Source organism: Nonomuraea turkmeniaca, assembly GCF_005889735.1.
GTDB lineage: Bacteria > Actinomycetota > Actinomycetes > Streptosporangiales > Streptosporangiaceae > Nonomuraea > Nonomuraea turkmeniaca.
Genome location: NZ_VCKY01000035.1, coordinates 1 through 12014, shown reverse-complemented (window position 1 = coordinate 12014; position 12014 = coordinate 1). Strand labels below are relative to the sequence as shown.

The 12014-nt window shown below is 69.7% G+C and carries 10 protein-coding genes; 4 read left to right on the top strand and 6 right to left on the bottom strand.

The annotated features are described in order from the left end of the window. Nucleotides 1-33 precede the first annotated feature (33 nt). Both ETD86_RS13130 and ETD86_RS13125 read right to left on the bottom strand, forming a co-directional pair. Nucleotides 34-837, bottom strand: coding sequence for a hypothetical protein (locus ETD86_RS13130; protein WP_138666415.1), 804 nt, complete (start codon nt 835-837; stop codon nt 34-36). Nucleotides 838-860: 23 nt separating this feature from the next. Continuing rightward, nucleotides 861-1382 carry a SigE family RNA polymerase sigma factor gene (locus ETD86_RS13125; protein ID WP_211370014.1) on the bottom strand — a complete coding sequence of 174 codons (522 nt, stop codon included), beginning with the start codon at nt 1380-1382 and terminating at the stop codon, nt 861-863. 326 nt (nt 1383-1708) lie between these two features. Here ETD86_RS13125 and ETD86_RS13120 point away from each other — a divergent pair, with 326 nt between their 5' ends. The 3 genes from ETD86_RS13120 to ETD86_RS13110 all read left to right on the top strand — a co-directional run bounded on the left by ETD86_RS13120 (nt 1709) and on the right by ETD86_RS13110 (nt 8271). Next, nucleotides 1709-5611: a metallophosphoesterase gene (locus ETD86_RS13120; RefSeq protein ID WP_170223060.1), complete on the top strand. Its 3903-nt coding sequence runs from the start codon at nt 1709-1711 to the stop codon at nt 5609-5611. A 75-nt stretch (nt 5612-5686) separates the two neighbouring features. Then, nucleotides 5687-6811 (top strand): HupE/UreJ family protein, encoded by a 1125-nt coding sequence (locus ETD86_RS13115; RefSeq protein WP_138666412.1) that lies wholly within the window; start codon nt 5687-5689, stop codon nt 6809-6811. Nucleotides 6812-6885: 74 nt separating this feature from the next. Further along, complete coding sequence (locus ETD86_RS13110) at nt 6886-8271, top strand: S28 family serine protease (RefSeq protein ID WP_246147881.1); 1386 nt, start codon at nt 6886-6888, stop codon at nt 8269-8271. A gap of 129 nt (nt 8272-8400) precedes the next feature. Here ETD86_RS13110 and ETD86_RS13105 read toward each other — a convergent pair whose 3' ends face one another. Next, a complete protein-coding gene (locus ETD86_RS13105) occupies nt 8401-9162 on the bottom strand; it encodes an SDR family NAD(P)-dependent oxidoreductase (RefSeq protein ID WP_211370013.1) in 762 nt (253 codons plus the stop codon). Further along, nucleotides 9159-10184: a zinc-dependent alcohol dehydrogenase gene (locus tag ETD86_RS13100; RefSeq protein ID WP_138666411.1), complete on the bottom strand. Its 1026-nt coding sequence runs from the start codon at nt 10182-10184 to the stop codon at nt 9159-9161. Before ETD86_RS13100 ends, ETD86_RS13105 begins: the two co-directional genes overlap by 4 nt. Before the next feature lie 279 nt (nt 10185-10463). On the opposite strand from ETD86_RS13100, the gene ETD86_RS13095 reads away from it, so the two are divergent. Further along, entirely contained in the window at nt 10464-10739 is a 276-nt protein-coding gene (locus tag ETD86_RS13095) for an enolase C-terminal domain-like protein (protein ID WP_211370012.1), read from the top strand. Here the strand turns inward: ETD86_RS13095 and ETD86_RS13090 are convergent. Both ETD86_RS13090 and ETD86_RS59080 read right to left on the bottom strand, forming a co-directional pair. Continuing rightward, nucleotides 10712-11440, bottom strand: a complete 729-nt coding sequence (locus ETD86_RS13090; RefSeq protein WP_138666410.1) for a FadR/GntR family transcriptional regulator — start codon at nt 11438-11440, stop codon at nt 10712-10714. The two genes, ETD86_RS13095 and ETD86_RS13090, sit on opposite strands and share 28 nt — an antisense overlap. A 64-nt stretch (nt 11441-11504) precedes the next feature. After that, entirely contained in the window at nt 11505-11636 is a 132-nt protein-coding gene (locus ETD86_RS59080) for a hypothetical protein (RefSeq protein ID WP_281286903.1), read from the bottom strand. Nucleotides 11637-12014: the final 378 nt, after the last annotated feature.

Here is a 12014-nt window from a genome sequence, read left to right as displayed (position 1 = left end):
GGGCACGGCCCCGCCACGGTGGAGGGGTGCTGTTCAGTTGGTCTTGGCCGGCTTGCCGAGTTTCTCGGCGGGCGCCTCCTGCACCTGGTCGGCGGGTGGGGCGGTCACCGAGACCGGAGCGCCGAAGTCGCTGAAGTCCAGGACGTTCCGGTGGCCGGTGCCGCCGAAGACGAACTCCATGCGCCGGATCCGGTCCTGGTCATCCACGTCCACGGTGCCGGTGATCTTTCCATTGGGGCTTTCCTTGAGGTTGCCGCCGCCGGTGTCCTCCAGCGAGAACGTGAACCGGCGGCCGGTCCAGCCCTGCCCCGAGGCGGTGCCGCTCTCGCGGACATCAGTTGCCGTACGAAGCCGCTGCAGGGTCGCCGGCGGGTCCAGCGGAGCGAGCTTGACCACGGAGACGACCAGCGGCGCGTTCGCGAGCTCGGCGTCGGGGCGCGGTGCGACCGTCCACTTCGCCTCGCCGCTCTCCTTGCCGTACATCAGGTCGCCGATGAACCGGGTCTCCACCCCGTCCATCCTCCTGATGACACCTACCCGCTGGACGGGGTCGAAGGCGCCGTCGAACGTCTTGGCGCCGGACGTGGTGTGGATGCGGTAGCTCTCCTGGCTGGTGTTCTCGACAGCGGCGAGCACCTGGGCCTGCGCCGTGGACGGGGTCGCGGGCAGGACGATCGCCACCGCGGCCACCGCGGCCACCGCGGCGGCGGCCAGCGTGGCGATCGGGACCAGGATCTTGGGCGGCCGGCGTCTCGGCAGCGCCGGCATGAGGTCGATGCCGGCCGGCCGGTCCTCGGTCGCCTTGGTGAGCAGGGTGCGGATTTCATGCTCGTTCATGGACGGCTCCTCGTGTTGGCGTCTCACCGGATCCCACTCCCTTCCTCCTCGATTCGGTTGACCAGCGTGCCGGGGGAGATCAGCCGCCGCATCGCCTGCAGGCCGCGGTACGTGTGGGTCTTGACCGTCCCCACCGAGCAGCCCATCAGGCCGGCGACCTCCGCCTCCGGCAGATCAACGAAAAAGCGCAGCACCAAGGCCGTCCGCTGTCTGGCCGGCACCTGCGCAAGCGCGTTCCGTACGTCCTCTGCCACCGCCCGCGCGTCTCCCGCGTCACCGGGACCGGGCAGATCGGGCAGCTCGGCGCGCGGGATCTCGCGGCGCCATCGTGCACGCCACCACGATCGGTACGTGTTGACCATGATTCGGCGCAGGTAGGCGTCGGGGTTGCTGCTGGTGTCGAGCCGGTGCCACGCCCGATACAGCTTGCCCAGGCTGGACTGCACCAGATCTTCAGCCGTGTGCCAATCGCCAGTGAGCAGGACCGCCGTTTTCAGGTGGTGGTCACCCCGGTGCCGCACGAACTCCACGAATTCCGCGTCCACCCGCACTCCTCTCGTTCATGGGACCACCTCCTGACACTCCTTGAGCCTCGTCCTGGGTTGACCGGAAACCAATAGATATCTGGTGTGCGTCGAGCTGTGTCCGGTTGTTCCCGTCCTGTGACGGATGACCAGAATGAGCTGATCGTTTTCTTCCCCTTCAGCCTCTCCATGCACAGCGTTCACTCGAGCGATCCAATGTGTCCGCCCGAGGGCAAGCAGCCCGAGGAACCAGCCGCTTGGCATGTAAATAGAAGGGACCGCACCCGATGCAGCCCATGGCAGCACGAAAGTTACTGGGTGCCTTACGGAGGCGAGGACGCCTCGGCATGGCCGCCGTGGTCGCGGTACTGCTGGCGAGCAGCCTCGTGACCGCCGCGTACGCCGACCCGGGGGAGCAGGAACGGGGACGGCCCAGTCCCACGCCGACCGGCTCGCAGAGCCCTCCGGCGCTCACTCCCGCCGGCGGTTCCCACCTCGAGGGCACGGTGAAGGTCGCGGCGGTGCCGACCAGGGCCGGTGACAGCGTCGCCAAACTGGACATCGACGGCACCGCGCTCAACGCCACCCGGACGGTGGGCGTCTCCAAGCTCAGCTTCGACGTCGGTTCGAACTCGGCCTCGGGGCTGTACCACAACTACGTGCTCGTCAACGGCGCGTACCGGAGCGACATCGGCGACCACGTCAACGAGCGGGCGACCATCGAGATCCCGAACGAGCACCTCGTCAAGGGCGAGAACACCGTCGAGATCGTCGCCGGCGCCATCCAGTCCTCGTGCGGCCTCAACTACGACGACTTCATGCTGTTCGACGTGGGCCTCGAACTGCTCGGCGAGGTCGCGGACGGCGAGGACAACCCCTACGCCCTCGCCTTCGGCGACGGCGATTGCGGCACGAACGCCTCGCTGCTGAAGCGCGCCACGCTCAAGTTCTTCGTCCTGGGCGACCCGCGGGGCACCACGGGTCTGGCCGCGGACGTGGACACCACGACGCTGGCCAACGGCGAGCACGCCATCACCGCCACGACCGCGGCCGGGGTGACGGTCAAGAACACCGTGACCGTGAACAACGCTCCCGCCGGGGCGCCGCGGCTGCTGCCCACGGACGGCACGCTCGTGGCCGGCACCAAGCCGGTCTTCGCGACCGTTCCGGCCGCCGGTGCGGGCGGCGTCAAGTCCCTCACCGTCGACGGCAAGGAACCCGCCACGAAGGCCACTCTGGGGAACGGCGCCGCGATGCTCGCCTTCGACGTGGGCGCGGACTCGATCGACGACAGGTTCGACAACTTCCTGCTCGTCAACGGCAAGCGCATCGACCTGGGCGGCTCCTGGGCGAGCCGGCGCGTGACCGTCGCGGTCCCGGCACGATTCCTGGCGCCGGGCGAGAACACGATCAAGGTCGTCACCGGGGACTACCGGGAGTCCTGCGGCGACAACCGCGACGACTTCACGATCTCGAACCTCGCGCTCACCCTCGACGGCGCCACCGTGGCCGGCCAGGACATCAAACCGTCGTACGAGATGGGCGACGGCGCCTGCGGCAGCAGCCAGACCGCCCTGCGCGAAGCCGAGCTGCGCTACACGATCGACGCCCCGGCGGTGCACATCGTCGAAACGCTCGGCTCGGGCAACGCCACCCTCAGCTTCAACGTGGGCGCCAACGCGATCGAGGCGCGCTATCAGAACTTCGTGCTCGTCAACGGCCAGAAGATCGTGCTCGACGGCGACTTCCTGAGCCGGCGGGTCGACTTCACGATCCCGAACGAGTACCTCGTGCCCGGCTGGAACACGATCGACTTCGTGACCGGCACCTTTCCGACATCCTGCGGCAACAACCGCGACGACTTCACGATCTCGAACATCGTCCTCACCCCGGCGCAGGGCACGGCAGCCGGCCAGATGCTCAAGACCTCGTACGGCATGGGCGACGGCAACTGCGGCGACAACGTCAACCCGCTGAGGGAGATCGACCTCGAGTTCCTCGTGACCGCGCCGGCCCGCGGCCTGCGCGCGGACCTCGACACCACCAAACTGGAGGACGGCAAGCACACCATCGCCGCGGTGTCCACCACGGGCGAGACCGCCACCCGCCTCCTGATCACCGACAACACGGCGCCGAAGGTCGCCCAGAGCGTGCCGGCCGCGGACGAGAAGATCACCGCCTCGGTCGTGCTGGACGTCAAGCTGGAGGACGCCAACGGTGTCGTGTCGGGGCCGGACGTCAAGCTCGACGGCCAGCCGATCGCGCTGGGCGCCAAGATGGGCCCCGGCCTGCGGGCCGGCAAGCACACGCTCTCCGTGACCGGCGCCGACGGGCTCGGGAACACCGCGACCCGCGAGATCGTGTTCGAGTCCGCGGGCATCCCGGACGTCCCCGCCGACTTGTCCCCGGCCTTGGGCGCCGTCGACGTGTCGGATCCCGTCACGCTCTCGGCGAAGGTGGCCGAACCCGACGGGGGCCAGGTGACGGCGACGTTCTCCGAGGCCAGGATCCTCACCCCGAACCAGGTGTTCCAGGGCACGGCCCAGTCCGTCCCCACGACCCTGCGGGTCCCCGGCGAGCAGCACGTCAAGGCAGACGGGCTCGATCCGGCCGACGGCAAGACGCTCGACGCGCCCGCCGGCCAGGACATCACCTACCAGAGGTACGACATCCAGGTGAAGGGCCACGTGGACTCCCCGGTCCTGCGCTGGGAAGGCGCCATCGACCCCGAGCGCCTGGCGTCGTTGCGGGTGTGGAACACGAAGACCGAGGCATGGGACCTGCTGACGAGCGCCCGGGGCGCAGCCGAGGGCAAGACGGTGCTCAGCGCAGTCGTCGACGCGGACTACATCGACAGGCAGCAGGTTCACGTCATGGTGACGGGCGAGGACCCGTTCGCCGACGACATCGAGCCCGGCGACCCGAACGGCTTCGCCGACCCCGCCACGTACGACTTCTCGATCGTGCACTTCACCGACACCCAGTACCTCTCCGAGGGCGCGGTGGAGCAGGAGACGGCCGAGGAACGCGCGGTGTGGGAGTCCGCCTACGCCGGCATCGTCAACTGGATCAAGGCGAACAAGGACCAGCGCAAGATCTCCTACGTCGCGCACACCGGCGACATCATCGAGAACAACATCCGCAAGCCGGCCGACGAAGCCCAGCAGCGGCAGGCCACCGGCGAGTTCGAGGTGTCCTCCAGGCAGCAGCGCGTGCTGGACGAGGCGGCCATCCCGAACGGTGTGATCGCCGGCAACCACGACAACCAGTCGGGCACCGAGAACGGGCCGGAAGCGATCTACAACAAGTACTACGGCCCCAACCGGTACCAGGACGCCTCGCGGGGCTGGCAGCACGCCGAGTACGGCGGGCCGTGGAAGGAAGGCGACAACCAGAACCACTACGACCTGTTCTCCGCCGGCGGGCTGGACTTCGTCGTGGTCGGCCTGTCGTACGGGGTGACGAGGGAGGAGGCCGAATGGGCCGACTCCGTCTTCAAGAAGTTCCCGGGCCGCAACGGCATCCTGCTCTCGCACGACTACATCGTGCCGAGCACCAGCCCCGACGGGCGCGGCGCCGGCTTCGCGGCTCCCGACGGCTCCATGTTGTACAAGACGGTGGTCGAGAAGAACCCGAACGTCTTCCTCATCCTCGCCGGCCACGAGCACGGCGTGGGCACCAACGTGAAGCCGAAGGTCGGCCAGGTCGGCAACGGCGTCGTCGAGCTCCTGGCGGACTACCAGTTCTACACGGTGTCGGCCGACCGCCTCGGGCTCACCGAGATCGGCGGCTACAACCCGACCGACCAGCTGCAGTTCGGCGCGAGCTTCTTCCGGCTGCTGCAGTTCGACGTCAAGCGGGCGGAGCTGAGCGTGGACACCTACTCCCCGCTGCTCAACGACTTCGGCGCCGGCGAGTTCGACCCGAGGCGCCGCTACAACGGCCTCGAGGACAACATGGTGTTGCCGGTCGACCTCACCTCCCGCACGACGACGTTCCAGACCGACTCCCTGGCGCTCTACGAGCCCACCCGGATCATCGGCAAGAGCACGGTCGCGTCGGGTCAGGTCGCCTCGGTGACCTGGGACCGCCTCAAGGACGACACGGCCTACGCCTGGTTCGTCACGGCACGCTCCGCCGGCGGCGGCGTGACCGCCTCCGAGCCGAGCGTCTTCGTCACGAAGGACGAGCACGGCCGCCCCGGCACGTGGGGACCCGACTCGCCCATGTACCGCTGGTTCGACCGCTGACCCGTCGCCGCTGACCTGTCGCCGCCGCCCCGGACCCCGGGGCGGCGGCTGTCCTGGAATCTGGAGAAACGAGATATGTCCCGCTGGCGCTGGTCGACTGCTGTGCTCCTGCTCTGTGGCGTCGTGGCCGGCCTGCTGCCTTCCGCTCCGGCGGCGGCGCATGACGCGACCACGAAAGCCCACGCCGAGGTGACCGGCACGGGCACGAACGTCAAGGTCGTGCTCCACCTCGAGTACGACCTGCTCATGAAATCGGCGTGGCTCTACGCGGAGGCCTACGAGGAGAAGGAGCGGACCGAGCAGCTCCGCCAGCTCACCATCAACCGTGACGCCGTGATCGAGTACGTCACGAAGCGCTTCGCCGTGGCGTACGACGACAAGGCCTGCACGCCGGCGATGGCAGGTGACGCGGACGTGCGCATGCGCGGCAAGGCGGCCTTCGCGGTGCTGACGTTCGCCTACGCCTGCGAGGGCGGCGGCGGGGGAGCGCACGCGGTCTCGAGCGCGCTGTTCCCCGACGCCGAGACCTTCGTCCACAGCACCGAGACGATCGTCCGGTACGACCTCGACGGCGAGAAGGGCTCCGCGGTCCTCATCGCCGAGAACCCGACGCTGCGGATCGGCGAGCATGACAGATGGCAGCAGATCGGGGAGTTCTTCCTGCTCGGCGCCGAGCACCTGGTGTTCGGCCTCGACCACGTCCTCTTCCTGCTCGCCCTGCTCATCGGCGCGCGCGGCCTGCGCGAGGTCGTCATCACGGCGTCGGCCTTCACGGCCGCCCACAGCATCACGTTCCTGCTGGCGGCGATGGGGGTCGTGGAGGTTCCCGGAGAGATCGTCGAGCCGGTCATCGCGCTGTCGATCATCGCCGTGGCGGTCGCCAACCTCCTGGGGCGCGAGGCGGACCGGCTCGGCGCGTGGCGGCTGCCGGTCGTCTTCACCTTCGGGCTGGTGCACGGGCTTGGCTTCGCAGGCGCGCTGGACATCGACGAGAGCGGGTCGTGGGAGCTGCTCTGGTCGCTCCTGAGCTTCAACGCCGGCATCGAGGCGACCCAGCTCGTCATCATCGCCGTGCTCTTCCCGCTGCTGGCACTCCTGCGCAGGACGTCAGCGGCCCGCTGGGCGGTGGTCGTGATGTCGGTCCCGATCGTGGCGGTCAGCCTGTACTGGTTCTTCGACCGCATCCCGCTGCCTCTCTGACTCAGGTCACCTGTTCGACCGGGCGAGATCGGTATAGCGTCGGGCGACACAGCCCCCTCAAGGAGACGCAAACCGTGCGATCCCCGTTTCTGGCCGCGTTAGCGGCCCTCATGGCAGTGGTGACGGCACTCCAGGCTCTCCCCGCCCACGCGGTCAGAGCACAGGACGATCTCCTGGACCGGCTCACCGCCATCCCCGGCCTCACCGTGGTGTCGGAGACGCAGCCCGCCGGCTACCGGTTCTTCGTCCTGTCCTACGCACAGCCGGTCGATCATCGCAATCCCGGCATGGGGACCTTCCAGCAGCGCCTCACCCTGCTGCACCGGTCGACCGAGGCGCCCGTCGTCCTCTACACCGGCGGGTACGGCCTGCCCGTGAATCCTTCGGCCTCGCGCACCGAGCCGACCCGGCTGCTCGACGGCAATCAGGTCTCCGTCGAACACCGCTTCTTCCGCTCCTCGCGTCCGGCGCCGGCCGACTGGGACGACCTGACCATCTGGCAGGAGGCGACGGACGAGCACCGGATCGTCCAGGCGCTCAAGACGGTCTACCCGGAGAAGTGGATCCAGACGGGCGCGAGCAAGGGCGGTATGACGTCTGTCTACCACCGGCGCTTCTACCCCGATGACGTGGACGGCGTCGTGGCCTACGTCGCCCCGAACGACCGGGTGAATCCCCTCGATCACGAGTACGACAGGTTCTTCGCCGGCGTCGGCTCCGCCTCGTGCCGGACCGCGCTGGAGAACGTGCAGCGTGAAGCGCTCAAGCGGCGCGACCGGATGGTGGCGCTCCTGGAGGCGGACGCCGAGCGCAATGGTTACACCTTCACCAGGACACTCGGCAGCGCGGACCGGTCGTTCGAGCTGACGATCCTCGACACGGCATGGGCGTTCTGGCAGTACTCCTCGGCGGCGGACTGCTCCGCCGTGCCGCCCGCGACCGCGACGGACGCGGAACTGTACGCCTGGATCGACTCCGTCACCTTCTTCGGGTTCTACACCGACCAGGGCTTGGAGTACTACACGCCGTACTACTACCAGGCGGCCACTCAGCTCGGCTGGCCCGATCTCGCGTTCCGGCACCTGCGCGGCCTGACCCGCTACCCCGGCCTCTACCAGCCCAACGCGGTGCTCCCCGCCGAGCTCCGTTCCCGGCACGACCCGCGGCCGATGCTGGACGTGGACCACTGGGTGCGCACGCGGTCGGAGCGGATGATGTTCATCTACGGGGAGAACGACCCGTGGAGCGCCGAGCGGTTCACCCCGAGCCGGCGCGACTCCTCCCTCTACGTCGCGCCCGGCGCCAACCACGGCGCCAACATCTCGCTCCTGTCCGAGGCGGATCGCGCGGCGGCGACGGCCACCCTGCTGCGGTGGGCGGAGGCGTCGCCGGCCCAGCGGCGCTCGGAGGCGGCGGCCATCCCGGACGACGACATGCTCACCGATCGCCGGACCCGCTGATCCGGTCCGGGAGCCCTGGCCTCTGTCAGGGCTCCCGGGTCAGGCGGGCCGGTACAGGCGGCGGTGCCGGCCGCCGTCGGTGCGCTGGGGGATCAGCGGGCGAGCCGGTCGCCGGTGGTCGCGAGGTGGTCAGCGGGCGAGCCAGCCGCCGTCCACCGGCAGCACGATGCCGGAGACGTAGTCGGAGGCGCGGCTGGACAGGAACACGGCGGCGCCGCCGAGGTCGCTCGCCACGCCCCACCGTCCGGCCGGGATACGTTCGAGAAGGGACCTGCTGCGTTCGGGGTCGTCCCGGAGCGCCTGCGTGTTGTCGGTGGCGATGTAGCCGGGGGCGATGGCGTTGACGTTCACGCCCTTCGCGATCCACTCGTTGGCCAGCGCCCGCGTCAGCCCCGCGATCGCCGACTTGGACGAGGTGTAGCCGGGCACGTTGATGCCGCCCTGGAAGCTCAGCAGCGAGGCGACAAAGATGATCTTGCCGCGGCCGCGCTCGATCATCGACCGGCCGACGGCCTGGCTGAGCACGAACTGGCTGCTGAGGTTGGTCTCGATGACCCGGTCCCACAACTCGATCGGGTGCTGGGCGGCGGGCTCGCGCTCGATGGTGCCCGCGTTGTTCACCAGGATGTCGGCGCCGAGCCCTTCGAGGTGCGCGGCCAGCGCGGTGACGGCCGCCCGGTCGGAGAAGTCGGCCTGGAGCGGCGTGAACGTCCGCCCCGCCGCTTCCACGCGGCGCGCCACCTCGCTCCCCGACGGCTCCATGGCGGCGCTGACGCCGATGATGTCGGCGCCCGCCTGGGCCAGCGACTCGGCGATGGCCAGGCCGATGCCGCGGCGCGCGCCCGTCACGATGGCCGTGCTGCCGGTCAGGTCGAACAGGTCCAGGCTCATGCCGCACCTCCTGAGACGTCCACAAGGATCTTCATGGCCCGCCCCGACTCCAGGGCGGCGAACGCGTCCGCCGTCTCGGTGATCGGCACGATCTTCGTGATCAGCTCATCGGCCGGGATCACACCGGAGCCCAGGAGCTCGACGGCGCGTTCGAAGTCGGTGCGCTGGTAGACCCGCGCGCCCAGCAGCCGCAGCTCGCGCCAGAAGACGCGCTGCAGGTCGACCGGCCGCGGCTGCGGATGGATGGCCACCACGACGACGGTGCCCCGCACTTTCACCAGGTCCGTCACGCCCAGGACCGCCGCCGCGGCGCCGGACACCTCGAACGCCACGTCCGCGCCGGCGCCTTGCGTCCATTCCTCGACCCACCTGGTCTGGTCGGTGGCCGCGGGGTCGAGCACGTGGAAGCCCATGGCCGCGACGGCCTCCCGGCGCAGCGGGTCGATCTCCACGACCACCACCTCGGCGCCCTTGTGCCGGGCGACCAGGGCGATGAGCACGCCAATGGGGCCGCCGCCGACGACCACCGCGCGATCGCCCGGTGCGAGCTCGGCGCGCCGTACGTCGTGGACCGCGACCGCCACGGGCTCGACCAGCGCCGCGTGGTCCAGGCGGAGGGACTTGGGCAGGGCGACCAGGAGATCGGCGTCGACGTTCCACCGGCCCTGGAGGGCTCCGGGGGAGTCGATGCCGACGAAGGTGAGGTTCTGGCAGATGTGCTCGTTGCCCGCGCGGCACGCGGGACAGGTGCCGTCCCAGTCCAGCGGCATGACGGTGACATGGTCGCCGGCGGCCCACCCGCGCACCCCGTCGCCCAGGGTGGCGATGACACCGCTCATCTCGTGGCCGACGACGGCGGGTGGTCTCACCCTGGCGTCCATGTGTCCGTGGAGGATGTGCAGGTCAGTGCCGCAGATGCCGGTGTAGGCGACCTCGATCTGCACCTGGCCGGCCTTCGGCGGCGACGGATCCGCCTCGCGGATGCCGATCGTCCGATCTCCCAGGTAGTTGGCGGTTAGCACCGTTCGGGCTCCCATCGGTCTGGTAATGCCGCGCAGAAGCATACACAAGGAGTCCCTGCAAACATCAGATGAAATGAGCCATGCCTCGGGCATCCGTCCGTGTATAGGTAGCTTCTCTGCGGCAGTCGTCAGATGTATTCTCGCCGTGATTCATCCGATGTCACAGGGTGTGATATTTGGTGTGAGCTCCGCAGGAGGAGCCCACCATCCCCGAGGACATCCTGGGCCACGCCGCGATCCGCAAGGCCGTCGCGCCCGTCGGCGTGGCCACCGTTCGACGTGCCGGTGTGCCCGCACGCGGGCGGCGTGGGCCTCTGCGAGCTGGTCCAGCACCTGTCGATCTTCGACTACGTCGCCGTGTCGGGCTCGCTCGACGGCCGGGTGACGGAGTACGTCGACCACCTGCACGAGCACTTCGCCGACCCGTGCGTCGTCAGGAACGGCGCGTACGTGTTGCCCGCCCGCCCCGGCTACAGCGCCGAGAGGCACGCCGCCACGCTGGCGGAGTATTCCTTCCCCGGCGGCGGCTACTGGGCCAGGGCCACCGAGTCCTGATTGGCCGACAGGTACTGCTCCACCGCGAGCAGGTGCACACCCATCCGCAGCCGGGCCGCGTCGGGGTCCCGCCCTCTGAGCGCCTGGAGGATCGCCCGATGCTCCTTGTGGGTGTCGAGCTCGGCCCCTTCGGCGTTGATGGCCCGCCACAGGCGGCCCCGCACCGTACGGCTTGCCAGCGCCTCGATCAGTGCTTCCAGCGTCGCGTTGCGTGACGCCGCGGCGATGAGGCGGTGGAACGTGATGTCGGCGTTCATGACGGCCTCGTGGTCGATCGGCTCGGCCTGCAGCAGCAGCTCCATGGACGCCAGGACCTGCTCGGCGCGCTCCAGCTCGGCCTCGGTGATGCGCAGCGCGGCGCGCCCCACGGCCTCCGTCTCCAGCACCCGCCGGATGGCCTGCAGGTCGGCGACGTTCTCCGGCCGGTGCAGGTCGACGAGGAAGCCGATGGGGCTCAGCAGGATGGACGGGTCGAGCGTGGTCACGTAGGTGCCGTCGCCCTGCCGGGTCTCCAGGACGCCCGCGATGACCAGCGCGCGGACCCCTTCGCGGAGCGAGCTGCGGGACACGCCCAGCTGGGCGGCCAGGTCCTTCTCCACGGGAAGGCGGGATCCCGCCGACAGCGCGCCGTCGATGATCATGCGCTTGATGCCCTCGACCACGATCTCGGACTGCGATGCGCGCGGCTCGCGGGTAGTCATCTGACCAGCTTACGGCCCAGGCGGCGGCGCGTCGCCGCGCCTCGAACCAGTCATCCCCGACTGGTCAGGCGAGGGGTTCCAGCTGACGCCGATCGTGGTGGGCGCGCTGGTCGACGCGACCGGGTCGTTCGTCGTGCCGCTGCTGGTGATCGGGGGCTATCGCCCTGGCGGGGGCGTTCAGCCATCTCGTGATCATGGGCAGGATCGAGCCGCTCAAGCGCCCGCGCGGGGTCGGGCCCGGGCGGGGTCGGGCCCGCGGCAGCAGCCGACGAGCGGCAGCGGCGGCAGGAGGTGGCGACCCCGCCGCCGGTGATGAACGTCCGGCCGGTGTGACGCATGGCGACGGTCGGCGTCTCTGGTCCCGGCAAGGTGTCCAGCCAGGCGAGCCGGGTGAGGGGCGTCGCATGCCATGAGAGAGGGCTGGCGCGACCGCCGGGGCGCCGTCGCTCGCCGTCAGGAGGAGTGGTCGTTCGGTGGGGGCGTGAACTGGCCGTAGCGGACGGCGCGGGTCTGATCCCCGAAGGGCGCCTGGTCGTGCGGGGGTGCGGGGTATCCGTACTGGCCGGGGCCGTAC

Excerpts from the sequence above, each read along its gene's own strand:
- ETD86_RS13130 (WP_138666415.1), bottom strand. The coding sequence starts at position 837 with ATGAACGAGCATGAAATCCGCACCCTGCTCACCAAGGCGACCGAGGAC.
- ETD86_RS13120 (WP_170223060.1), top strand. The coding sequence starts at position 1,709 with ATGGCCGCCGTGGTCGCGGTACTGCTGGCGAGCAGCCTCGTGACCGCC.
- ETD86_RS13115 (WP_138666412.1), top strand. The coding sequence starts at position 5,687 with ATGTCCCGCTGGCGCTGGTCGACTGCTGTGCTCCTGCTCTGTGGCGTC.
- ETD86_RS13105 (WP_211370013.1), bottom strand. The coding sequence starts at position 9,162 with ATGAGCCTGGACCTGTTCGACCTGACCGGCAGCACGGCCATCGTGACG.
- ETD86_RS13090 (WP_138666410.1), bottom strand. The coding sequence starts at position 11,440 with ATGACTACCCGCGAGCCGCGCGCATCGCAGTCCGAGATCGTGGTCGAG.
- ETD86_RS59080 (WP_281286903.1), bottom strand. The coding sequence starts at position 11,636 with ATGATCACGAGATGGCTGAACGCCCCCGCCAGGGCGATAGCCCCCGAT.